General features: G+C 64.9%; 18 protein-coding genes and 1 pseudogene. 15 read left to right on the forward strand and 4 right to left on the reverse strand.

Features of this window, described 5'->3' with window-relative positions:
- The first annotated feature begins 832 nt into the window (after positions 1 to 832).
- The 3 genes from BRAS3843_RS22680 (at position 833) to aqpZ (ending at position 4,654) form a co-directional block, all read left to right on the forward strand.
- Positions 833 to 1,465: a FecR family protein gene (locus BRAS3843_RS22680; RefSeq protein ID WP_008971397.1), complete on the forward strand. Its 633-nt coding sequence runs from the start codon at positions 833 to 835 to the stop codon at positions 1,463 to 1,465.
- Positions 1,466 to 1,539: 74 nt separating this feature from the next.
- Positions 1,540 to 3,684, forward strand: coding sequence for an adenylate/guanylate cyclase domain-containing protein (locus BRAS3843_RS22685; RefSeq protein WP_083841417.1), 2,145 nt, complete (start codon positions 1,540 to 1,542; stop codon positions 3,682 to 3,684).
- A gap of 229 nt (positions 3,685 to 3,913) precedes the next feature.
- A complete protein-coding gene (aqpZ, locus tag BRAS3843_RS22690) occupies positions 3,914 to 4,654 on the forward strand; it encodes an aquaporin Z (RefSeq protein ID WP_008971399.1) in 741 nt (246 codons plus the stop codon).
- Between the two features lie 170 nt (positions 4,655 to 4,824).
- Here the strand turns inward: aqpZ and BRAS3843_RS22695 are convergent, their stop codons facing one another.
- From BRAS3843_RS22695 to BRAS3843_RS22705, 3 genes are all read right to left on the reverse strand, one after another.
- Positions 4,825 to 5,235: a flagellar basal body rod C-terminal domain-containing protein gene (locus BRAS3843_RS22695; RefSeq protein ID WP_035982495.1), complete on the reverse strand. Its 411-nt coding sequence runs from the start codon at positions 5,233 to 5,235 to the stop codon at positions 4,825 to 4,827.
- Between the two features lie 369 nt (positions 5,236 to 5,604).
- Positions 5,605 to 7,500: an alkaline phosphatase family protein gene (locus BRAS3843_RS22700; protein WP_008971401.1), complete on the reverse strand. Its 1,896-nt coding sequence runs from the start codon at positions 7,498 to 7,500 to the stop codon at positions 5,605 to 5,607.
- Positions 7,501 to 7,790: 290 nt separating this feature from the next.
- Entirely contained in the window at positions 7,791 to 8,243 is a 453-nt protein-coding gene (locus BRAS3843_RS22705) for a DUF2000 domain-containing protein (protein ID WP_008971402.1), read from the reverse strand.
- A 131-nt stretch (positions 8,244 to 8,374) separates the two neighbouring features.
- Between BRAS3843_RS22705 and BRAS3843_RS22710 the strand changes: the two genes are divergently transcribed.
- From BRAS3843_RS22710 to glgA, 12 genes and pseudogenes are all read left to right on the forward strand, one after another.
- On the forward strand, positions 8,375 to 8,842 hold the full coding sequence (locus BRAS3843_RS22710; protein ID WP_008971403.1) for a MarR family transcriptional regulator: 468 nt from the start codon (positions 8,375 to 8,377) through the stop codon (positions 8,840 to 8,842).
- A gap of 99 nt (positions 8,843 to 8,941) precedes the next feature.
- Entirely contained in the window at positions 8,942 to 9,601 is a 660-nt protein-coding gene (locus BRAS3843_RS22715) for an HAD family hydrolase (RefSeq protein WP_008971404.1), read from the forward strand.
- Between the two features lie 8 nt (positions 9,602 to 9,609).
- Positions 9,610 to 10,560: a sugar-binding transcriptional regulator gene (locus BRAS3843_RS22720; protein WP_008971405.1), complete on the forward strand. Its 951-nt coding sequence runs from the start codon at positions 9,610 to 9,612 to the stop codon at positions 10,558 to 10,560.
- 271 nt (positions 10,561 to 10,831) lie between these two features.
- Positions 10,832 to 12,092: pseudogene (locus tag BRAS3843_RS22725) on the forward strand (sugar ABC transporter substrate-binding protein).
- 281 nt (positions 12,093 to 12,373) lie between these two features.
- A complete protein-coding gene (locus BRAS3843_RS22730) occupies positions 12,374 to 13,246 on the forward strand; it encodes a sugar ABC transporter permease (RefSeq protein WP_008971409.1) in 873 nt (290 codons plus the stop codon).
- Positions 13,247 to 13,250: 4 nt separating this feature from the next.
- Positions 13,251 to 14,081, forward strand: a complete 831-nt coding sequence (locus BRAS3843_RS22735; RefSeq protein ID WP_008971410.1) for a carbohydrate ABC transporter permease — start codon at positions 13,251 to 13,253, stop codon at positions 14,079 to 14,081.
- 14 nt (positions 14,082 to 14,095) lie between these two features.
- Complete coding sequence (locus tag BRAS3843_RS22740) at positions 14,096 to 15,100, forward strand: ABC transporter ATP-binding protein (RefSeq protein ID WP_008971411.1); 1,005 nt, start codon at positions 14,096 to 14,098, stop codon at positions 15,098 to 15,100.
- Positions 15,101 to 15,147: 47 nt separating this feature from the next.
- Positions 15,148 to 15,921 (forward strand): SDR family oxidoreductase, encoded by a 774-nt coding sequence (locus BRAS3843_RS22745; protein WP_008971412.1) that lies wholly within the window; start codon positions 15,148 to 15,150, stop codon positions 15,919 to 15,921.
- A gap of 31 nt (positions 15,922 to 15,952) precedes the next feature.
- Positions 15,953 to 17,605 carry an FGGY-family carbohydrate kinase gene (locus tag BRAS3843_RS22750; RefSeq protein WP_008971413.1) on the forward strand — a complete coding sequence of 551 codons (1,653 nt, stop codon included), beginning with the start codon at positions 15,953 to 15,955 and terminating at the stop codon, positions 17,603 to 17,605.
- Positions 17,602 to 18,549 carry a carbohydrate kinase gene (locus tag BRAS3843_RS22755; protein WP_008971414.1) on the forward strand — a complete coding sequence of 316 codons (948 nt, stop codon included), beginning with the start codon at positions 17,602 to 17,604 and terminating at the stop codon, positions 18,547 to 18,549. The genes BRAS3843_RS22750 and BRAS3843_RS22755 overlap by 4 nt, the downstream gene beginning before the upstream one ends.
- Positions 18,550 to 18,686: 137 nt before the next feature.
- Positions 18,687 to 19,949, forward strand: a complete 1,263-nt coding sequence (glgC, locus tag BRAS3843_RS22760; RefSeq protein WP_008971415.1) for a glucose-1-phosphate adenylyltransferase — start codon at positions 18,687 to 18,689, stop codon at positions 19,947 to 19,949.
- Positions 19,946 to 21,406 carry a glycogen synthase GlgA gene (gene glgA, locus BRAS3843_RS22765; protein ID WP_008971416.1) on the forward strand — a complete coding sequence of 487 codons (1,461 nt, stop codon included), beginning with the start codon at positions 19,946 to 19,948 and terminating at the stop codon, positions 21,404 to 21,406. Before glgC ends, glgA begins: the two co-directional genes overlap by 4 nt.
- 19 nt (positions 21,407 to 21,425) lie before the next feature.
- On the opposite strand, the gene BRAS3843_RS22770 is transcribed toward glgA, so the two are convergent.
- A complete protein-coding gene (locus BRAS3843_RS22770) occupies positions 21,426 to 22,724 on the reverse strand; it encodes an MFS transporter (RefSeq protein ID WP_050886502.1) in 1,299 nt (432 codons plus the stop codon).
- Between the last annotated feature and the right edge of the window lie 177 nt (positions 22,725 to 22,901).

Consider the following 22,901-nt stretch of genomic DNA (forward strand, 5'->3'; position numbering starts at 1 on the left):
CGGCCAAGACATCCCGGCCTTCGCTGCGCGATGGGTTACGGCTTACTCCGCGCTCTCCCCGGGGATCGGCGTTCTTGCCCCCGTCGCCTGCAAATCGTCGCAAGCTTGGCGCCAGCACCGAGGCGCCAGGACCACACGGCTTGACCGTCCGCGAGAACCTTCGCGCAAGACCGAACCGATGGGCTTGGTACCTGTCCCACCGAAGTCCTACGCAAAGCCGATCGATGCTGCTCGTCGGGCAACACCGTCGCGGCCACCGCTCCCCGCGCTCCACGTTCGTGACGATCGCGATACGTCCCTCTCATCGAGGCGGGATGCGCGAGACAATGCAGGTGATTTGCCCGACACGGCAAGGCGCACAGGCTGCGACAGACTGGCACGACGGGCAATTTGCGGATGGCTGGCATGTCATGTATCGCAACGCATTCAGCTCCGTACTGGGTTCTCAGTCAGGCTGGCGATCTCGAGGTCACAGGTTTAAGTCGCATCGGTGACGATGCCATGGGGCGGATTTGACATTCGCAACCCGTTTGCCGCAATATCTGGATGCGACGCTAGGCGCAAAGCTCCTATCGCGTCAATTCGTTACCTGGACAGCGGTCCGTTGACGAACATTTGCAAATCTATTTTCCGGTCGGATGTAATTATCGACGCCGGACTGCCAGCGCGCCGACAGGCCGAAGCGCCGGGTGTTCATTGAACCTATCGACGGTGCCGAAGCAGCGCTGCGGGCTCATTGAGCATCCGGATCAGCGAACCAGGCGATAGAACGCGTTGCTGAACATCCGCGACGAATGATTGCTCCACAACACCAACATCAGCGGGATCGACAATGACCACATTCGGCGAGATCAAGCGCGACGATTCCCGCAATCGACGCTGGCTTCTCCGCCACGGAGCGCTGGCGCTTCCGCTTGTTCTTGCCCTCAGACCGGTGCGCGCAGTCGAGCCGGTCGGCTCAGTCGAAGAGGTCACGGGCGAGGCCTTCGGCGAGCTTGAATCTGCCCGTCGCGCGCTCGACCGGGCTGCGCCGGTCTTTCTGAGCGAGGAAGTCGTGACCGGACTTGCATCCCGTCTGGCCATGCGGCTTGGCCGCGATACGACGGTGAAGCTTGGCGAGCAGGCGCGGTTGAAGATCGACCGGTTTCTGGTCAATGCCGGCGGGGAGATGACGCTGCGCTCGGGGCCAATGCTATTCGACGGCCGGCCGCATCGCGCGGGCGTGCAAATTCGCAGCCCCTTCGCACTGATAGCCGTCCGCGGCACGCGGTTCTTCGCGGGGCCGAGCAACGACCGTTTTGGCGTGTTCGTGGCGCGCGGCTCGGTCGCGGTGAGCTCGGCGGGTCAGCAGGTGATCGTGCGCGAAGGCGAGGGGACGGATATCGCCTCGCCGGGCGCGCCGCCGACCCCGGTGAAACGTTGGGGGGCCGAACGCATCCGCGCCGCGCTTGCGAGCGTGAGTTGAATATCTTGAGGTCACTGGTTTCCATGTATTGTCCCAAACAAGTCTGTTCGGCGTGATCGCGCGGCAGCTTTTCGATGGGTAGGATCCGGGGAGCATTGCAGCAGCGTCTGCCGGTCGTGGCGGGCCTGGCGGCGCTGACCGCTTTCCTTGCGGCGGCCCTGCTGTTTCCCAGCAACGACGTCTTGCGCGACCGCGCCTTCGATATCGAACTCGCCGGCGATCAATGGCTGCGCAAGCCCGCATCGTCCGACCAGAAGGTTGTCGTCGTCGACATCGATCGCCGCTCCATCGATACATTGGGCGACTGGCCATGGCCGCGGGACACGATGGCGCAGCTCGTGGAGGCGATTGCAGCAGGACGGCCTGTCGCGATCGCGATCGACATTCTGCTCGCGGAGCCCGACGACCGTTCGCCAGCGGCGCTTGCGCGGCGGCTTGGGTCGGTGACCGGTCGTGCCGAGATCAGCGCGCTTGCAGAAGGCCTGCCAGACGGTGATCAGCGGCTGGCACGAGCCATCAGTACCGTACCTGTCGCGCTTGGCCTGGTGCTCGATCCTGACCGCAATGGCACATTGCCCGGCGCCGCGGTCGTGAGCCGTGGGCCCCTGCCGTTCGATGATCTGTGGCAGGCCATGGGCGCGATCGGTCCGACGGACTCACTCGCGGCTGCTGCGAGCGGACAAGGCGCGCTCTCCTTGCCGGGTAGCGCCGATGGTGCCATCCGTCAGGTTCCGATCTTCGTGGCTGCCGGTGGTGTCTTGATGCCTGGTCTGGCAGCCGAGGCGCTGCGCCTCGCAGAAGGCGCCTCGAGCTATCGCATTGAAGCCGATCCGCCCAGACTGGTGGTCGGCAACCGGCAGCTTGCGCTGCCGCACGACGCGCTGCTGCGGCTCGTGCCCGCGACGCCATCGCGTCGCGCCGCCCGCACGCTCTCTGCGGTCGACGTTTTTCAGGGACAGGCAGGCGATGGCCGGCTGGCGGGCGCAATCGTGTTGCTCGGCGGTTCAGCGCCGCAGCTTGGCGGGCTTCGCAAGACATCGGCGGACCCGCTGACGCCGTCGGTCCAGATCCAGGCGGACGCGGTCGAGCAGATGATTTCCGGCCGCGTGCCCCGCACGCTGGCGATCGAGCCCGTGGTGCAGCCGCTCGCGGTCTTGATGGTCGGGATGCTCGCTGTCGTGCTTGGGGCCGCCTTGTCGCCAGCCGCCGGCAGCGCAATTCTGACAGCCGCTATCGCGCTTCTTTGGATGGCTGCAATCGCCGCGGCCGGGCTCGCCGATCGCCTCGTCGATCCGCTCACGCCGTCGATTGCGGCCCTGCTGGTTTTCACCGTGACGGCGGGCAGCGCCTATTCGTTGACCCGCAGGCGGGAAGCATTCGTGCGCCATCGGCTCGAACAGCGCCTCGCGCCGGCCGTGGTCCGTCGCATCGTCGAACATCCTGACCTGGTCAAGCTCACGGGCGAACGGCGCGAGGTCACCTCGATGTTCACTGATATCGAGGGCTTCACCGCGACGATGCATCGCGCCGGCCCTGAGGAACTGGTCGCGACGCTCGACCAGTACTTTGAGGGCGTTGCCGGCATCGTGATCAGTCACGGCGGCATGGTCGACAAGATCGTCGGCGACGGCCTGCATGCGCTGTTCAATGCACCGCTCGACCTCGACAATCACCCGCAACGCGCCGTCGAATGTGCGATCGCCATTCGGGCGTGGAGCGAAGACTTTCGCCGCCGCGCGCCTGCGGTGGCAATCCAACTCGGCCGCACCCGGATAGGGATCGAGACCGGCCCCGCTGTCGTCGGTGACGTGGGCGCTCAATCCAAGCTCGACTACACGGCTCACGGCGACGCCGTGAACATGGCGGCGCGGCTCGAAGCCAGCAACAAGGAGCTCGGTTCGACGATCTGTGTCGGGCCGGTTGCGGCTGCGCGATGTGAGGCGTCGTTGCTGCGCCCGCTTGGGCAGCTGACGGTCCGTGGACGCGAGGAGCCGATCACGCTGTTTGAACCGTGGCCTGACGACGTGCCGCCGTCCTGGCGGGAAGCCTATCTGAAGGCCTACGCCATGCTTGATCGTGATGCTGCTCAGGCCGCCCCGCTACTTCAAAAACTGATGGCCGAGCGTCCTGCTGATATCGCGATGCGCCGGCTGATCGAGCGGTTGCCTTCGATCTTCAAGGCAGGCCTGCTGTCGGAGTCGCCCGCACCGAGGACGTGATCGAGCCAGTCGCGGGACGTCAGAAGCGGCGCAGACCATGTTCCGCGGCAAGTCTATCGAAGCCTCAGAGGAAATCAGGATCGCCCCGCATCTGTCGGCTGCTCTGAACTCTCTCCCAAGTCATCCGAGCTCACTGCGCCTTTGACTCCAGGTTGCTGGAGTGGTCATCATCTCCCCACACGGGAACACCGGCATCCAAGCAGTCAACGCGGAACCTAGGGAGGCGATGATGAACGGCAATAGCAAGAAGCTTGCGGCGGAGGCGATCGGCACCTTCTGGCTGACATTCGGCGGTTGCGGCAGTGCGGTGATCGCGGCGGGCGTGCCCCAGGTGGGGATCGGGATGCTCGGCGTGGCCCTGGCGTTCGGGCTGACGGTGCTGACCATGGCCTACGCCATCGGACACATCTCCGGCTGTCATCTCAATCCGGCCGTGACGGTGGGGCTGGCTTGCGGCGGGCGGTTCCCGACCAATCTGATACTGCCCTACATCATCGCGCAGGTGGTCGGGGCCATTGTCGGTGCCGCCGTGCTCTACGCGATTGCCAGCGGCGCGCCTGACTTCAGCACCGCCGGCGGCTTTGCTGCCAACGGCTATGCCGATCATTCGCCTGGCAAATACGGGCTCGGCGCCTGCCTGCTCAGCGAGATCGTGCTGACGATGATGTTCCTGTTCGTCATCATGGGTGCGACCCATGGCAAGGCGCCGGCCGGATTCGCGCCGATCGCCATCGGCCTTGCGCTCACCCTGATTCACCTGATCAGCATCCACGTCACCAACACCTCGGTGAATCCGGCGCGCAGCACGGGACCCGCGCTGTTCGTCGGCGGCTGGGCGCTGGCGCAACTCTGGCTGTTCTGGGTGGCGCCGCTGATCGGGGGCGCGGCCGGCGGCTTCATCTATCGCTGGCTGAGCCCCGAGCCGACCGGCGCTGTGACGGGAGAGAGCATGATCCAGAAGGCCGCCTGAGGATCTTCTCTCGCTGCGAAACCGCGGTCGACGTCACGATCTGCCGGCCGCGCCGGCGCTGCGTGGTTGTTCCAGTGAGGGCGAAGGTTCAGCGCGGTGGGGACGGCAGCGCTGCTTTGAGACGACTCGCAGCCGCGCGCGCCGCAGAATGAGGGCGCGCTGCTTTCGCCTCACGCCCTCACGTCGAGCAGCGTCTTGGCCATCTGGTCGTCCGCCTTCATCACCTTCAGATTGGCCGCATAACTATATTTGGCGACCATCTGGCTGATCATCTCCTGCGCGAGATCGATACTGGGTGCGGCGACCTGGCCGTCCTGATTGGCAAACGGCGCCTGCGGGTCGGAGGTCGCGACGGTGGACGGATTGCTCGTCCTCACGCTGGTCTGCGTGCCGCCGCCTGCGGTTGCGGTCTGAACGACGTCGAGCGGCGCATAGGCCTGCGGCGAGCCCGCGGCCACCGTGCCGTCGGCGCCCGGCAGCGCGCCCGTGCTCATCACATTGGCGACATTGCTCGCGGAGACCTCGAGGCGGCGAACCGCCGCGTTCATGCCTGATAACGCGATCGTTGATATGCTGCTCATCGAAGGCCCGCGGGACAGATCATCAGCGCGCTACATAAGGGCTATCTCAGCAAGCAACGCTTAAGCTGCCAAGTCGAATTCGATCGAAGCGCATCATGCGGCGTTTACCATGGCTGCCAGCGGCTGCCGGGTTGGCGCGTTCACGAATCGCGCAATCAAACGAGCGCACGATGGATGCGGGCAGCCAGGGTCGCCGCGGGCGGCGGCTTCGCCTTCGACATGAATGGCGCCGGCGACCACCGCGACGCCGGGTTGGAGCGCTAAGCGCCGGCGCGACGTTGTTTCGCGTCAATGACAAAGCCCGCAGCGGAGACCGCTGCGGGCTGTTGTTTGTTGCTGTACACGGTTAGTGATCGGCTGATCCTGTGTTCAGTCGCGCCAGCCCCAGTTCCAGGCCTGATGGCCGCCAAAGCCGCCGTGCTCGTTCCAGCCGTGATGATCGTCGCCATCATGGTCGCCGTCGCGATCACCGAAGGTGAAGAGGTTCATCAGGTCGCCGATCGCCGGACGGTTGAGCGGCTTGTAGCGGTGCTCGAACCGATCATGGACCGGGTTGGGCAAGTGGTCGCGGCTGAGCGAGGAGATGGTCGGCAGGTGCCAGTTGCGCTCGATGAACTTCAGCAGCGAGACGTGATCATAATAGGTATGATCGACGTGGCCCTGCTTGGCGTAGGGCGACACCACGATGAACGGGATCCGGGTGCCGTCGCCGAAGAAGTCGACCGGCTGCACATAGCCTGAGTCGTAATAGCCGCCGCCTTCGTCGGTGGTGATGAAGATCGCGGTCTTGGCCCACAGTTGCGGGTTGGCCTTGACGCGGTTGATCAGCGCTTCCAGGAACTTCTCGTAGAGGTCGGTGGTGGAGTCGGCGGGGTGACCGGCCAGCGCCTCGAACGGACGCACGAACGACACCGCCGGCAGCGTGTTGTTCTGGACGTCGTTGATGAAGGCGCCGTAGTTCTGCAGCTTCGCCTCCTCGGTCGGGTTCTTCATGATGCTGAGATAGCCCGACAGCGGATCGCAGATGCCGCAATAGGAGTGGAACAGCAGCTGCACGCCGTCCACCGCGCTGGCGAAGGTGGTCGGATCGGTGCCGCGGTCCGCGCTGTAGTACTTCCAGGAGATGCCGTGCTTGGTCATCACGTCGGCGATGGTCGGCGCGGACTGCGGCGGCAGCGTGAACTGGTTCGAGCCCAACGCGCGGGTCACGCTCGAGGTCTGGTTCCAATACATGTTATAGTTGTTGACGAGGTAATAGGTGTTCGGCGCGCATTTGCTGTTCGCGACGCCATGTTTGTAGAGCTGCTCGTTGACGGACGACACGCCCGGCGCGCTCGGATCCGAGCAGTTGACGTAGGAGCCGCCGCTATAGCCGTCCTGCGTGTAGTAGTTGTTGGTGCCGGAAACCGGGTCCGGATTCTCGATCTGGTTGGCGTAGGGCATCGCGGCCGAGCCGTCGAGCTTGTCCGGATTGGTGAAGAAGGCGGCGTGGCCGTTCACCAGCGCCTGGAAGTTGGCGCCCGTGCCGCCCATGATCGCCTGGTGATAATTGTCGCTGATCGCATAGGTGTCGGCGAGCTGCTTGAAGAACGGCGCGTCGCCGCTCTGCGCCTTGCCGGACGCGTCGGTGAAGGGATTCATGTTGTAGAAGCCCATCGAGATCGCGCCCTCCATCGGATTGAAGCCGCCGGCCGGAACGGGCGCGCCGTTGGAGCCGGTGCCGATGGTCTGCTCGACCCAGACGAACTTGTCGTGCTTGCCGCCGTCGATGTCCTGCCACATCTGGAAGAAGCGGTGCACGGGATCGCCGGTGTAGGCGGCGTAGGGCACGTATTTCGAGATCTGATAGGGGCCGTTGGGCAGATTGCTGGGGAAGCGGGTGTCGAGCACGTTCTGCGGCAGGCCGATGCCGTAGGTGGTATAGGGTTGCGGCAGCGTGGCGTAGGCGCCGGTCGAGGCGGTCTCGGCGTTGTAGCGCACCTCGTCGCGGCCGATGCGCTGCTCGGCCTTCTTGAACTGCGGACCCGGCGTGCCGTCCTCGTTGACGATGCCCTTGCTCAGGAGGTTGTCGATGCTCTGGCCGGCCTTCGGCTTGTAGGTGCCGAACAGATTGTCGAAGGTGTGATTCTCGCCGACGATAATGATGACGTGCTCGATCGGCGTCGCGGTCGCCGCGCCGGCGAAGGCCGGCATGATGCTCGTCGCAGTGAAGAGCACGGACGTGGCAAGGCAAAGCGCCTTGAACCGCCCTGTGGACATGTTCATGAGTGTCTCCGAAAGGCAAAAGCTGAAGCGTGACGAATGTCGTGAGGAAGAATCCTCGCCGCCCTTATCGTGTCCGCACATTTCCGTGCGTTGTCAGTCGTGCGTCGGTTTGATGAAGCCCATGCGACACGGCGTGTCTCATGAGCGCTGTTGCGACGCAGTCGCAATCTGAAGAGGCGCGAAGGTAATAGGGGATGTCATGGCGCGACGACGTATGCTGACCGCAAACGCAGTGACGCGGTCGCGCCTGACCGCGTTGCGTCGTCAGGCAGTGAAGCCGGCAGCCTAATTCAGCTCAGCTCCGAGGGGCCGCCCGATGGTGGCTTCAACAGGCTATAGCGCCCGACCACGCGCGCGACCTTCTTCTTGGTCCCGTAGATCATCAGCCCGAGATAGCGCAGCGCGTCGGGATCGGTCGCGCGCACCAGGCGCTGGAATTCGGTGTAGTCCGTGGTCTGTTGACCCTGGACGGGAAAATCCACCACATCGAGGCCAGCGGCGACGGCCTTGCCGCGCAGCGCGGGAAGCTCGTCGGCGGGCGCGCCGAGCACGGGAATGCCGATCGGAATCAGCCCGGGATGTTCGCCGCCCAAGGCGTCCACCAGCGCCTCGCCCGCGAGATGCGGCTGGCGCTTTCCCATGGTCAGCGCCAGGACGGCGGCGGCATTGGCCGCGTGCCCGATCGGCAGCGCCTGGTCGATCACGGCCACGCAGCGCATCGGCTCGTCCGGCTCGGTTGTCATGCGCAGGTCCCCGTGGCAGAGTTGCTGATATACGAGTTGCTCGTATACGAGGTAATTTGCTCGCATGCAAGATAGATAGCTTGCATACAAGCAATGAGGCGGCCGACCCGCGAATGCGGCAAGGGGGATGCGTGGAACGACTTGAGGACTGCATCAGCTTCCTGATCGGCAAGGCGCAGCAGCAGGTAACCAAGGCCTCGCGCGACGCGCTGGCGCCGTTTGGCGTCACACCGGTCCAGTTTGCGATCCTGAAGGTGCTCTGGGAGCAGGATGGACTGAACGGCGCCGAGCTCGGCGCGCGGATCGTGCTCGACAGCGCCACCATGACCGGGCTCATCGACCGGATGGAGGCCGCAGGCCTCTTGGAGCGTCGCGCCGATCCCGGCGGCGACCGGCGGATGAGCCGGGTGTATCTGAGCAAGAAGGGCGCGCAGCTCGAGGCGCCTTGTGACGCCGCGATGGACCGGGTCAACAAGCAAATCGTGGCCATGTTGGGCAAGGAGCGCGCCTCCCGGCTCTGGCGCGATCTGGAGCGGCTGGGCGGGATCGCAGGCCCGGACCGCAGCGCCCGCAGTTCGGCGCCACCGCGATCAAGATGACGGACGGGGCTCCGTCCGCAGGGGGTAGCAGGCGTTTGCCGGTCTCCGCCCAATGACCGGGCTATTGCCCAGGCGTTGAGCATATGTTCTCATGTCCGGATGCGGACTTTCGAACCAGAGCTGATCATCTTCGACTGCGACGGCGTGCTCGTCGACAGCGAGCTGTTGAGCTGTCAGTCGCTTGCCGATGGACTTGCTGTGGCCGGCGTTGCTCTCAGCCTGGACGAGGCGCTCAAGCTGTTTCTGGGGCGCAGCACCAAGGCGGTGCTCGAACACTATCGCAGCCTCGGTCGCGAATTGCCCGAAAGCTTCCTCGCCGATTTGAAGCAGCGGGTGCGTGACAGCTTCAGCGCCTCACTTCAGCCCATCCCCGGCATCGCCGCGCTGTTGTCCACGCTCGCGGTGCCGTGCTGCGTCGCCTCTTCCAGCGATCTGGATCGCATCAAATTTTCGCTGCAGTTCACTGGGCTGATTGATCATTTCGGCGATCGCCTCTACAGCGCCGAGATGGTCGCGCGCGGCAAGCCGGCACCGGATCTGTTTCTCTATGCCGCGGACCGGATGGGCATACCGCCCGCGCGTACGCTCGTCGTCGAAGACAGCGTCAGCGGCGTGATGGCCGCCAAGGCTGCCGGCATGACTGCCTGGGGATTTACCGGCGGCAGCCATTATCACGGCCGCGACGGCCATGGCATATTGGAGGCTGCAGGCGCGGATCGTGTGTTCGACTGCATGCGGGATTTTTCAGGGAATCTTTGAGCGGCGCCATGGCGGCCAACGACAGCGACAAGTCCCGTCTCGACGACGCCGCGCGCGCCGGCTGGCTCTATTTCATCGCCGGTCACACCCAGGATGAGATCGCCAGGATGCTGCAGGTGTCGCGTGCCTCGGCGCAGCGGCTGGTCTCGCTGTGTCTTGCCGAGCGTCTCATCACCTTCCGGCTCGAACATCCGATCGCCTCTTGTATGGAGCTGTCCGCGCAGCTCAAGAGCCGCTTCGATCTCGTGCATTGCGAGGTGGTGCCGACCGATCCGGCGGCGCCGTCATCCGCCGCGGGGATCGCCGAGCGTTGCGCCAATCTGCTGGAACTGACGCTCCGGGCGGAGACGCCTGTGATCATCGCGCTCGGCACCGGCCGCGCGGTGCGCGCCGCCGTCGAGCGGGTCTCGCCGGTCGATCGGCCTGAACATCAGATCGTCTCGCTGGTCGGCAACATCCTGGCCGACGGCTCGGCAAGCTTCTTCGATACGGTCGGTCGTCTCGCCGACCGCACCGGCGCGCGGCATTATCCGATGCCGCTGCCGTTTCTGATGGACTCGCAGGACGAGCGCGACCGCATGGTGCGGATCGATGCGATCACGAAGGTGAAGGCGGTGGCCGACAAGGCCGACCTGAAGCTGATCGGCATCGGCCAGATGGATCAGAAGGCACAGATGCATGTCGACGGCTTCGTCACCCGCGAGGAGCTCTACGAGATGATGCGGCTGGGCGCGGTCGGCGAGATCACCGGCTGGGCCTATGATGCCAAGGGGCGGCTGATCAAGGGCGGCACCAACCGCAGGCTCACCAGCATTCCGCCCGATGTGCCGGCGAAAGCGATGACAATTGCCGCCGCGCTCGGACCGGCCAAGCTCCCCGCCATCCGCGCCGCGCTTGCCGGGCGCCTGATCAATGGCCTGATCACCGACGAAGCCACCGGGCGCGCGATCCTGGCCTGACAGCCTCGCTCATTCTGCTCTGAACGCGCTTGCGAAGTCTCTCTCGCGCGTGAGCACTGCCGCGCCGCACAACTCGAAGGCGTGGCCGCCGGCTTGACAAAGCCCTGTCCCTGTAGTGAACATCAGCTCAACGCGTGAGCATATGTTCAAAACACGCGGGCAGAGGGAGGATGCTGTGAGGGACGTTCCTGTAAGGGAAAGCGTGAAGACCAGCTTCACTGCGACACGAGTTCTGGGCGCTCTGCTGGGCGCCGCGGCGTTGTTCGTTGCAATGCCGGCCAAGGCCGAGACCACCCTGACCATCGCCACGGTCAACAACGGCGACATGATCCGGATGCAGGGGCTCACGGGCGAATTCACCAAGGCCAATCCCGACATCTCGGTCAAATGGGTCACGCTGGAAGAGAACGTGCTGCGCCAGCGCGTCACCACCGACATCGCCACCAAGGGCGGTCAGTTCGATATTCTGACCATCGGCACCTATGAGGTGCCGATCTGGGCCAAGAAGAACTGGCTGGTGCCGCTCGACAAGCTTCCCGCCGATTACGATACCGGCGATCTGCTGCCGAAGATCAAGGACGCGGTCTCCGTGGACGGCAAGCTCTACGCCGCGCCATTCTATGGCGAGAGCTCGATGGTGATGTATCGCACCGACCTGTTCGAGAAGGCCGGGCTGAAGATGCCGGAGAACCCGACCTGGGACTTCGTGATCGACGCCGCCAAGAAGCTGACCGACAAGCAGGCCGGCGTGTTCGGCATCTGCCTGCGCGGCAAGGCGGGCTGGGGCGAGAACATGGCGTTCCTGACCGCGATGTCCAATTCCTACGGCGCGCGCTGGTTCGACGAGAAGTGGGAGCCGCAGTTCAACACGCCGGAATGGAAGAAGACGCTGTCGACCTATGTCGACCTGATGAAGGAGGCCGGCCCTCCCGGCGCCAGCTCGAACGGCTTCAACGAGAACCTCGCACTGTTCAACGCCGGCAAATGCGCGATGTGGATCGACGCCACGGTGGCTGCGTCCTTCGTCACCAACCGAGGACTCCAAGGTCGCCGACAAGGTCGGCTTCGCCATGGCGCCGAATACGGGCCTCGGCAAGAACGCCAACTGGCTCTGGGCCTGGAATCTGGCGATTCCCGCCGGCTCCAAGAAGGCCGATGCGGCCGAGAAGTTCATCGCCTGGGCGACCAGCAAGGACTACACCAAGCTCGTCGCCGCGAAGGAAGGCTGGGCCAATGTGCCGCCGGGCACCCGCACCTCGCTGTACCAGAATCCGGACTATCTGAAGGTCGCTCCGTTCGCCAAGCCGACGCTGGCCTCGATCGATGCGGCGGACCCGAACCATCCGACCGTCAAGCCGGTGCCTTATGTCGGCGTGCAATATGCCGCGATCCCTGAATTTCAGGGGATCGGGACTGCCGTCGGTCAGCAGTTCTCGGCGGCGCTCGCCGGTTCGACCTCGGTGGATGCCGCGCTCGCGGCGGCACAGTCCTCGACCGAACGAGAGATGAAGCGCGCGGGCTACATCAAGTAATGCGCGCCACGACGTCGGCTCAGTAAATCTCCTCCCGAGCCGATACCTGGCGGCCATCTCTTGTACAGCTTGGGATGGCCGCCCTTTCAATCTCGTCATCGCGGATGCGGTGCACTCCCTCTCCTCCGAGAGGAATGCGTCAGGTGGGCAAGCGAAGCATGCCCACCGTTGCACGGAGCTCATCAAGCGTGAGGGGCACGGCGTTCTGCGCCTTTGCCCACCCGACAAGCTGAAATCGCAGCTGCAGACCGACTTCACCACATTGAGTTCTGGAGCAACGCATGGCCACCAGACAGACGCAATTTTTGGCCCGCGCGCTGTTGTCGCCGGCGGTGCTGCTCCTGTTCATCTGGATGATCGTGCCGCTTGCGCTCACGATCTACTTCTCGACCCTGCATTACAGCCTGCTCGATCCGGGGTCGGAGAGCTTTGTCGGGCTCGATAACTACACCTATTTCCTCACCGACCCCGCTTTCCTCGCCTCGTTGCAGAACACGCTGGTGCTGGTCGGTTCGGTGCTGGCGCTGACGATCGGGCTCGGCATTCCCCTGGCGGTCCTGCTCGACCAGCCGGTCGTGGGGCGCAACTTCGTCCGGCTGATGGTGATCGCGCCGTTCTTCGTGATGCCGACCGTCAGCGCGCTGGTCTGGAAGAACCTGCTGATGCATCCGGTCTCCGGCCTGTTCGCGTGGATCGCGACCTCGCTCGGGCTGACGCCGATCGACTGGTTCACCGACGCGCCGCTGCTTGCCATCATCTTCATCGTCGCCTGGCAGTGGCTGCCGTTCGCGACCCTGATCCTGTTGACCGCGCTGCAATCGCTCGACGAGGAGCAGAAGGAGGCGGCCGAGATGGACGGTGCCAGCGCGACGTCGCGCTTCATCTATCTGACGCTGCCGCATCTGGCGCGACCGATCACGGTCGTCATCCTGATCGAGACTATCTTCCTGCTCACCGTGTTTGCCGAGATCTTCGTCACCACCGGCGGCGGGCCCGGCTTGCAGACCACCAACATCGCCTTCCTGGTCTATTCGCAGGCGCTGATCCAGTTCGACGTCGGCAGCGCCTCGGCAGGCGGCCTGGTCGCGGTCGTCATCGCCAACATCGTCGCCTTCTTCCTGGTGCGGATCGTCGGCCGCAATCTGGAGGCCTGAGCAGATGGCACGGAAAGTCACCGCACGTCACGTTGCGATCTCGACCCTGGCCGCCTGGCTGGTCGGCTTCCTGATCTTCTTCCCGATCCTGTGGATGGTGCTCGCGAGCTTCAAGACCGAGCTGGAAGCGTTTGCGACGCCGCCGTCGTTCCTGTTCTTCCACTGGACCACCGAGAACTACGCGACCGTGCAGGAGCGCAGCGACTATCTGCATCACGCGCTCAATTCGGTCATTATCGCCGGCGGCTCGACGCTGATTGCGCTGCTGATCGCCGTTCCCGCAGCCTGGTCGATGGCGTTCTCGCCGACCAAGCGCACCAAGGACGTCCTGCTCTGGATGCTCTCGACCAAGATGATGCCGCCGGTCGGCGTGCTGGTGCCGATCTATCTCATCTACAAGAATGCCGGACTGCTCGACACGCGCGCGGGGCTGATCTTCATTCTGTGCCTCGGCAATCTGCCGATCGTGATCTGGATGCTGTTCACCTACTTCAAGGAAATCCCGAAGGACATCCTGGAAGCAGCCCGCATGGACGGCGCTACAGTCGGGCGCGAGCTGATCTATGTGTTGACGCCGATGGCGATCCCGGGGCTCGCCTCGACCTTGCTGCTCAACCTGATTCTCGCCTGGAACGAGGCATTCTGGACCTTGAACCTGTCTACGCTCGACGCCGCGCCGCTGACGACCTTCATCGCCTCCTATTCGAGCCCGGAAGGCCTGTTCTGGGCGCGGCTGTCGGCGGCTTCCACGCTTGCGATCGCGCCGATCATGATCATCGGCTGGTTCAGCCAGAAACAGCTCGTGCGCGGGCTGACCTTCGGCGCAGTGAAATAACGAAAGGCCGGATCATGGGACGGATCACGTTGGAAGGGGTGCAGAAATCGTTCGGGCCGGTCCACATCATCAAGGGCGCGGATCTCGACATCGCGGACGGCTCGTTCGTCGTCTTCGTCGGTCCGTCCGGCTGCGGCAAGACCACGCTGCTGCGGCTGATCGCCGGCCTCGAAGACGTCTCGGACGGCAAGATCCTGATCGACGGCAAGAATGTGGTGAACGTGCCGCCGGCCAAACGTGGACTGTCCATGGTGTTTCAGTCCTACGCGCTCTATCCGCATATGAGCGTGCGCGGCAACATCGCCTTCGGCCTGAAGATGGCGGGGCTGCCGAAGGACGAGATCAACCGCAAGGTCGAGGCGGCAGCGGCCACCTTGAACCTGACGCCCTATCTCGACCGCAAGCCGCGCGAGCTCTCGGGCGGCCAGCGCCAACGCGTGGCGATCGGCCGCGCCATCGTGCGCGAGCCGAAGGCGTTCCTGTTCGACGAGCCGTTGTCCAATCTCGATGCCGCGTTGCGCGTGCAGATGCGGCTCGAGGTGACGCGGCTGCAGAAGCAGCTCGGCACCACCGCGATCTATGTCACCCACGACCAGGTCGAGGCCATGACCATGGCGGACAAGATCGTGGTGCTCAACGGCGGCAAGATCGAGCAGTATGGCTCGCCGATCGAGCTCTATCAGAAGCCGGCCAATCTCTTCGTCGCGGGCTTCATCGGCTCGCCGAAGATGAATTTCATCACCGGACCAGACGCTGCGCAGCGGGGCGCCGCGACCATCGGCGTGCGGCCGGAGCATCTCAACATCGTCGGAGACGGGCAGGGCTGGCCCGGCAAGGTCATGGTGGCCGAGCATCTCGGCAGCGACACCTTCCTTTATGTCGATACGGGCGCGGTCGGCACTCTCACTGTGCGCTGCGCCGGCGAAAAGGGCGTCAAGCCCGGTGATCAGATCGCGCTGCAGCCCGACCCCAACCGGGTCTACCGGTTCGACGGCAGCGGCAATGCGATTGCTGCGTGAGAGGTGACGTCCCCTTCGGGCGTCAGTGAGAAAGACGGACGACGACCATGTATCTGGAAAAATTCAAGCTCAACGGACAGATCGCGCTGGTGACGGGCGGCGGGCAGGGCATCGGGCTCGCCTGCGTCGAGGCCTTGGCGGAAGCCGGCGCCGAGGTCGTCATCGCCGACCGCGATCCGAAGCTTGCGGCCGCCGGGCAGGCCGAGCTGAAGGGCAAGGGCCTCGACACTGAGACCGTGATCATGGACGTGACGGATTCCGCGCGCGTCACCGAGGTCGCGGACGAGCTGGTGGGGCGGTTCGGGAAGGTCGACATCCTCGTCAACAATGCCGGCATCGCCCGCAGCGAGACGCCGGCCGAGACCGTCACCGACGAACACTGGCTCAACGTGATCGATGTCAACCTCAACGGCACGTTCTGGTGCTGTCGCGCCTTCGGCAAGCACATGCTGGCGGCGAAATCCGGTAACATCGTCAATATCGGCTCGATGTCCGGCTTTATCGTCAACAAGCCGCAGGAGCAATGCTTCTACAACGCCTCCAAGGCCGCGGTGCACCATCTGACCAAGTCGCTGGCGGCCGAATGGGGCGCGCGGGGCGTGCGGGTCAACGCAGTGGCGCCGACCTATATCGAGACGCCGCTGAACGCCTTCGTGAAGACCAATCCGCGCATGTATGACGCCTGGATCGGCGGCACGCCGATGGCGCGGATGGGGCGGGTCGACGAGATCGCGTCGGTTGTCTTGTTCCTCGCCTCGGAGGCGGCGAGCCTGATGACCGGCAGCGTCGTGGTGGTCGATGGCGGCTACACTTGCTGGTAAGCTCACGTCAAATCATTGACGGGAGTGAAACATGCGGCAGGCCTTTATCGGCGTCGATGTCGGAACGTCGAGCACGCGGGCGGGGATCTTCGACGAAGCCGGCAACCTGATCGCATCGGCACGGCACCCGATCCAGACCTGGTACGAGGCGGGCGATATCGTCGAGCAGTCGTCCGATGATATCTGGAACGCCTGCTGCACTGCAGTACGAGCGGCGATGGCGGAAGCCGCCATCGCGCCTGACATGGTCAAGGGCATCGGCTTTGATGCGACCTGCTCGCTGGTCAACCTCGACCGGGCCGGGCAACCGCTCACCGTCAGCACGTCCGGCGATGTCAGGCGCAACGTCATCGTGTGGATGGATCACCGCGCCATCCCCGAGGCGCGCGCCATCAACGCAGCAGGCCATGAGGTGCTGCGCTATGTCGGCGGGGTGATCTCGCCGGAGATGGAGATGCCGAAGCTGCTGTGGCTGAAGCGGCATCTCAGGGCGAGCTTCGATGCGGCCGGCCATTTCTTCGATCTCGCCGATTTCCTCACCTTTCGGGCGACCGGCTCGCTGGCGCGCTCGATGTGCACCGTCACCTGCAAGTGGAACTATCTCGCCCATGAGCGGCGCTGGAGCGCCGATTATTTCCAGCGCATCGGCCTGCAGGAGTTCGTTGCCGAGAACTACGCACGCATCGGCACCGAGATCGTCGCGCCGGGCACGCCATTGGGCTCGGGCTTGTCGCAGGCCGCGGCGCAGGATCTCGGCCTCGTTGCAGGGACGCCGGTTGGCGCGGCCTTGATCGATGCCCATGCCGGTGGCGTCGGCGCGATCGGCGGCCGCGATGCTGATGGCGTGGAGGTCAATGTCTGCGAACGGCTGGCCTACATCATGGGAACGTCGGCCTGCATTATGGCGACCACGGTCGAGCCGTCCTTCGTGCCTGGCGTCTGGGGACCTTATTATCAGGGCATGGTGCCGGGCTTCTGGCTCAACGAGGGCGGTCAATCTGCGGCGGGTGCGGCGATCGATCATCTGCTTCGCTCGCATCCCGCCTACGGGGAGGCCAGCGCGGCTGCGCGCAGCCAGGGCGTCGACGTCATCGAATATCTTGAACGCCGGATCATGGCGCGGGTGAATGGCGCTGGCGCGGCCGCGTTTCTCGCGCGCGACATTCATATTCTCCCCGAATTTCTCGGCAATCGCTCGCCCTATGCCGATCCGGATTCGCGCGCCGTGATCGCCGGCCTCGACCTCGATGCCGATATCGGTGCGATGGAGCGGCTGTTCGTCGCCGGCCTCTGCGGCCTCGCTTATGGCCTCGCCGATGTCATCGATGCCTTCGCGGCAAACAAGGTGACGAGCCGCATCGTGGTGATGGCGGGCGGGGCCTCGCGCAGTCCGCTGGTGCGCCAGATCATGGCCGATACCACGGGGCTTGCGGTAGCGCTGCCGCGGACACAGGAGCCGGTGCTGCTGGGTGCGGCCATGCTCGGTGCAGTGGCGAGCGGTGCCTACCGCTCGATCGGCGAGACGATGGCGGCGATGTCGGCGCTGGGGCGGCGGAGCGATCCGACCGATCCGACGCTTGCGGCTTTTCATCGCCGGAAACGCGAGGTCCACGCGCTGTTGCGCCGGCTCGACCGTGACAGCCGCGCGCTGATGCGCGACATTGTGACGGAGGGGCGGGCATGATCATAAGCTGCGGCGATGCGCTGATCGACTTCGTGCCGGCGACAACCGCCGATGGACGCGCGGCGTTGCGGCCGGTGGTCGGCGGCTCCTGCCTGAACGTCGCGGTGGGCCTGGCGCGGCTGGAGGTGCCGACCGGCTTCATCGGCGGCATCTCGACCGACCTGTTCGGCCGCATGATCGCGCAACATGCGGAAGCCTCTGGCGTCGACCTGCGCTACGCCATCCGGAGCGCGGACCAGACCACGCTGGCCTTCGTGCAGCATATTGCGGGCGAGGCGCAATACGCGTTCTACGATGCCGAGACGGCAGCGCGGAAATGGAGCTATCGGCAAGGCGGCATCCCGTTCGACACGATCGAGGCCGTCCATGTCGGCTCGACCACTCTGGTCCACGATCAGGGCGCGGCCGAGACGACCGCGCTGATCGAGGCGGCCCGCCATCACGCGACGATCTCCTTCGATCCAAACTGCCGGCCGAACCTAGTGACGGACAAGGCGGCCTACGCAGCATGCATGGATGCGTTCGCGGGCCGTGCCGACATGATCAAGATGTCGGATGTCGACTTCGACTACCTCCATGGCGGGGACGATTATGCCGCGCGCGCTGCGGCGTTTCTGACTGGGTGCCCTCATCTTTTCGTCGTGACCCGCGGCCCCAAGGGGGCGCTGGCCTGGCACCGCAGCGCCGGCGCAGTCGAGGTCGCAGCACCCGCGATCGAGGTCGTCGATACGATCGGGGCCGGCGACAGCTTCCAGGCCGGCCTGCTGTTTGCGCTGCGTGCGCTGGGCCGGATCAGGCGGGACGACCTGGCCGCGCTCAGCGCAGCCGAGCTGCGCCGGGCGCTCTCCTTCGCCGTCGCCTGTGCCGCGGTGACCTGCACCCGCCCCGGAGCCGACCCGCCGCGCCAGGACGAAATGTCCGCAACCTGGAATGGCCTCGCCTGAGAGGGGGCCATTGCGTTACGCTTTGGGAACTGGTTGGCTGTTCCTCCGTCATATTAAGGGTGGCAGCGACCGCCTAGAATACCGGCTCACAGCCGGCGACATGATCGCGCGTTGCTGATCAAACAGGGAGGAACAACATGGCACCCGCCGGAACCGAGCCGCTGTCGCGCCACGCGCTTGCGTTCGTGCTGGCCGGAGGACGCGGCAGCCGGCTGCTTGAGCTGACCGACCGCCGTGCCAAGCCGGCGGTCTATTTCGGCGGCAAGTCGCGCATCATCGATTTCGCGCTGTCGAACGCGGTCAATTCCGGCATCCGCCGCATCGCGGTGGCGACGCAATACAAGGCGCACAGCCTGATCCGGCACCTGCAGATGGGCTGGAATTTCTTCCGCCCCGAACGCAACGAAAGCTTCGACATCCTTCCCGCGAGCCAGCGTGTGTCCGAGACCATGTGGTATGTCGGCACGGCCGACGCGGTCTATCAGAACATCGACATCCTCGAGAGCTACAATTCCAAATACATCGTCGTGCTGGCCGGCGACCACGTCTACAAGATGGATTACGAGCTGATGCTGCAGCAGCATGTCGACCAGCGCGCCGACGTGACCGTCGGCTGCCTGGAGACGCCGCGCGCGGAATCCTCAGGCTTCGGCATCATCCATATGAACGAGGATGAGACCATCCGCGACTTCATCGAGAAGCCGGCCGATCCGCCGCCGATCCCGGGCAAGCCGGACTCATCGCTCGCCAGCATGGGCATCTATGTCTTCGATGCAAAATTCCTGTTCGACGAGCTGAAGCGCGACGCCGCTGATCCCAATTCGAACCACGATTTCGGCCGCGATATCATCCCCTATATCGTCAAGAACGGCCGCGCGGTGGCGCATCAGTTCACGCGCTCCTGCGTCCGCACCGAGCATGATCCGCGCAGCTACTGGCGCGACGTCGGCACGGTCGACGCCTATTGGGCCGCCAATCTGGACCTCACGGACGTGACGCCCGAGCTCGATCTTTATGACCGCTCCTGGCCGATCTGGACCTATTCCGAGATCACCCCGCCAGCGAAATTCGTGCATGACGAGGATGGCCGCCGCGGCGAGGCGACCTGCTCGCTGGTGTCGGGCGCCTGCATCGTCTCCGGCGCCAACGTGCAGCGTTCGCTGCTGTTCACCGGCGTGCACCTGCATTCCTATTCCAAGCTCCACAATGCGGTGCTGCTGCCCTACGTCAATGTCGGCCGCCATGCGCAGTTGAAGAACGTGGTGGTTGATCGCGGCGTGCAGATTCCCGAAGGGCTGGTGGTCGGCGAGGATCCCGAATTCGATGCCAAGCGCTTCCGCACCACGCCGAGCGGCGTCACCCTCATCACCCAGCCGATGATCGACGGGCTCAATCGATGAGTCCCATGCGTGTGCTGTCGGTCACGTCGGAGATCTATCCGACTGTGAAGACCGGCGGGCTTGCCGATGTCGCCGGCGCGCTGCCGATCGCGCTCAAGGCCGAGGGCATCGAGGTCCGTTCCCTGGTGCCGGGCTATCCTGCCGTGATGAAGGCGCTGGCGGAGGTCAGCGAGATCTGCTCGCTGCCGAATTTCTTCGGCGGCAATGCGCGGCTGGTCGGCGGCTCGCATGGCGAACTCGATCTGTTCGTGCTCGATGCGCCGCATCTCTACGCGCGCGAAGGCAACCCCTATGTCGGCGCCGATGGCAAGGATTGGCCGGACAACGCCTTCCGGTTTGCCGCCTTGGCACGTGCTGCGTTCTATATCGGGCTCGGCACCGTGCCGGGCTTCGTGCCGGATGTGGTCCACGGCCATGACTGGCAGGCCGGGCTGATGCCGGCCTATCTGCTCTACAGCCACCAGCCGCATCCGGTCACGGTGATGACCGTGCACAACATGGCGTTCCAGGGCCGCTTTCCGCGCGAGTTGCTTGGGCCGCTCGGCCTGCCGCCGGAATCGTTCTCGATCTATGGCGTCGAATATTACGGCGACATCAGCTTTCTCAAGGCCGGCATTCAGTTCGCCGACCGCATCACCACGGTGTCGCCGACCTACGCGATTGAAATCCAGAGCGACGATTACGGCATGGGCCTGGCCGGCCTGTTGCGCCAGCGCGCGAGTGATCTGTCCGGCATTCTCAACGGCATCGACACCGCGGTGTGGGATCCCGCGAACGACGCTGCGATCGCTTCGCCCTATGGAGTCGACTGCCTGGAGCTGCGGGCGCCGAACAAGGCTGCGCTGCAACAGCGCATGGGATTGCGGGCGTCGCCGGATGCATTCCTGCTCGGCGTGGTCAGCCGGCTGTCGTGGCAGAAGGGGCTCGATCTGTTGCTGACCTGCCTGCCCACCTTTGCCAGCGGGGGCATGCAGCTGGCGCTGCTCGGCGACGGCGATGCCGATCTGCGCGACGGCTTCTCGGCGGCTGCAGCCGCCGATCCCGGCCATATTGGCGTCGTGACCGGCTATGACGAGAAGCTGGCGCATCTGATCCAGGCCGGCTGCGACGCGCTTGTCGTGCCGTCGCGGTTCGAGCCGTGCGGGCTGACCCAGCTCTGTGCGCTCCGCTATGGCGCGATCCCGATCGTCGCCGGGGTCGGCGGCCTGGCGGACACCGTGCGCGACGAGAGCGAAGCCGGTAGTGATGCGACCGGCTTCACCTTCAGCCCGGTCACGGCTGAAAATCTCGACCATGCGATCCGGCGGGCCGCGGCGGCGTTCTTCGCGTCGCGCAGCAACGCCTCGAACTGGCCGCGCATGCAGCTCAACGGCATGCTGACCGACGTCTCATGGCGGCATCGCGCCGGCCGATATGCCGAGCTCTACCGGAGCCTCCTCGCGCAGCGCGGCGGCTGATCACGGCCGCCGAAACTTCTCAGCTCTTCAAGGGGCGACGCGCCGTCTCCGGCGTCGCTATCACGGCGAGTGCGCTGATCAGCGACAGCGCGATGATGTAGAGCGAGATCGGCCAGGAGGCGCCGGCCCAGACCAGCAGCGCGGTCGCGATGACAGGCGAGAAGCCGCCGCTGAGCGCGGCCGCCACATTGGCGCCCAACGAAGCGCCGCTATAGCGCACACGCGTGCCGAACAGCTCCGGCATGAAGGCGGCCTTCGGCCCGAACAGCAGCGCATGCGTCATCGTCATCGTGACGATCATCGTGATCGTGATGACGGTCGTGTCCCTGGTGTCGAGCAGCCAGAACAGCGGAAAGGCGAGCACGACGGTGGTCAGCGCGCCGGTCAGATACAGCGCCCTGCGTCCGTAGAGGTCGGACAGCCAGCCGGCCAGGGGCAGCGTGATAAACTCGACCAGGGCAGCATAGACGACCGCGTTGAGCACGATCTCGCGCGGCAGCGCCAGCTTGCTGGTGGAATAGGTGATCACGAACACGGTCAGCAGATAGGCAAGGCCGACCTCGGAAACCGTGACGCCGACGGCGAGCAGAAAGCTCCACCAGTCGCGCCTGATCACCTCGATGACCGGCTGCGCGACCCGCTCGTCGCGCTGCACCAGCTCCTGAAAGGCGGGCGTCTCGGCCAGCCTGAAACGGACGAACAGGCCGACCGCGACCATCACGATGCTCGCCAGGAACGGCACCCGCCAGCCCCAGCTCAGGAAGCTCGCCTCGGGAAGAGCGCTCATCGCACTGAAGATCGCGGTGGAGGCCGCGACACCGGCCGGAAATCCCACCTGCACCAGGCTGCCCCAGAAGCCGCGGCGATCGCCGGCATGTTCGGCGACCATGGTGACAGCGCCACTCCATTCTCCGCCAAGCCCGATCCCCTGGATGAAGCGCAACGCGACCAGCAGGATCGGCGCCCAGATGCCGATCTGCTGATAGGTCGGCAGGCAGCCAATCAGGAACGTGCCGGCGCCCATGATGAGCAAGGTCGCCATCAGCATGGTCTTGCGGCCGAGCCGGTCGCCGAAATGGCCGATGATCGCGCCGCCGATCGGCCGGGCGACGAAGCCCACGGCATAGGTGCCGAACGCCGCGATCGTGCCGATCAGCGGATCGAAGGCCGGGAAGAACAGCTTGTTGAACACCAGCGCTGCGGCAATGCCGTAGATCAGGAAGTCGTACCACTCGATCGCGGTGCCGAGCACGCTGGCACTCACGACATGGGCGATCGGCGAAGCTGGTCTGCGGTCGGATATCGTTTCGGCCATCATGCTCATCATGCAATCCCTTTCGCGGCAATTCGCCCTGCGCGACGTCCGCTCAAAACGTCAGGCTCTCAACCGAGGTGCTCAATGCCTATCAAGCTACCGTTTCGCGCGCCTGCAGACCAGCACGTCGTATCGGCAGTCCACCGCAAACATGGGAGCATGCCTGCAATGTTGCCGTTG

It is taken from the genome of Bradyrhizobium sp. STM 3843 (genome assembly GCF_000239815.1).
In the GTDB taxonomy this organism is placed as follows: domain Bacteria; phylum Pseudomonadota; class Alphaproteobacteria; order Rhizobiales; family Xanthobacteraceae; genus Bradyrhizobium.

Bases quoted from the DNA above. Each gene is read 5' to 3' on its own strand.
- BRAS3843_RS22680 (WP_008971397.1), top strand. From the start codon at position 833: ATGACCACATTCGGCGAGATCAAGCGCGACGATTCCCGCAATCGACGC.
- BRAS3843_RS22685 (WP_083841417.1), top strand. From the start codon at position 1,540: ATGGGTAGGATCCGGGGAGCATTGCAGCAGCGTCTGCCGGTCGTGGCG.
- aqpZ (WP_008971399.1), top strand. From the start codon at position 3,914: ATGAACGGCAATAGCAAGAAGCTTGCGGCGGAGGCGATCGGCACCTTC.
- BRAS3843_RS22695 (WP_035982495.1), bottom strand. From the start codon at position 5,235: ATGAGCAGCATATCAACGATCGCGTTATCAGGCATGAACGCGGCGGTT.
- BRAS3843_RS22700 (WP_008971401.1), bottom strand. From the start codon at position 7,500: ATGAACATGTCCACAGGGCGGTTCAAGGCGCTTTGCCTTGCCACGTCC.
- BRAS3843_RS22705 (WP_008971402.1), bottom strand. From the start codon at position 8,243: ATGACAACCGAGCCGGACGAGCCGATGCGCTGCGTGGCCGTGATCGAC.
- BRAS3843_RS22715 (WP_008971404.1), top strand. From the start codon at position 8,942: ATGCGGACTTTCGAACCAGAGCTGATCATCTTCGACTGCGACGGCGTG.
- BRAS3843_RS22720 (WP_008971405.1), top strand. From the start codon at position 9,610: ATGGCGGCCAACGACAGCGACAAGTCCCGTCTCGACGACGCCGCGCGC.
- BRAS3843_RS22730 (WP_008971409.1), top strand. From the start codon at position 12,374: ATGGCCACCAGACAGACGCAATTTTTGGCCCGCGCGCTGTTGTCGCCG.
- BRAS3843_RS22735 (WP_008971410.1), top strand. From the start codon at position 13,251: ATGGCACGGAAAGTCACCGCACGTCACGTTGCGATCTCGACCCTGGCC.
- BRAS3843_RS22740 (WP_008971411.1), top strand. From the start codon at position 14,096: ATGGGACGGATCACGTTGGAAGGGGTGCAGAAATCGTTCGGGCCGGTC.
- BRAS3843_RS22745 (WP_008971412.1), top strand. From the start codon at position 15,148: ATGTATCTGGAAAAATTCAAGCTCAACGGACAGATCGCGCTGGTGACG.
- BRAS3843_RS22750 (WP_008971413.1), top strand. From the start codon at position 15,953: ATGCGGCAGGCCTTTATCGGCGTCGATGTCGGAACGTCGAGCACGCGG.
- BRAS3843_RS22755 (WP_008971414.1), top strand. From the start codon at position 17,602: ATGATCATAAGCTGCGGCGATGCGCTGATCGACTTCGTGCCGGCGACA.
- glgC (WP_008971415.1), top strand. From the start codon at position 18,687: ATGGCACCCGCCGGAACCGAGCCGCTGTCGCGCCACGCGCTTGCGTTC.
- glgA (WP_008971416.1), top strand. From the start codon at position 19,946: ATGAGTCCCATGCGTGTGCTGTCGGTCACGTCGGAGATCTATCCGACT.
- BRAS3843_RS22770 (WP_050886502.1), bottom strand. From the start codon at position 22,724: ATGATGGCCGAAACGATATCCGACCGCAGACCAGCTTCGCCGATCGCC.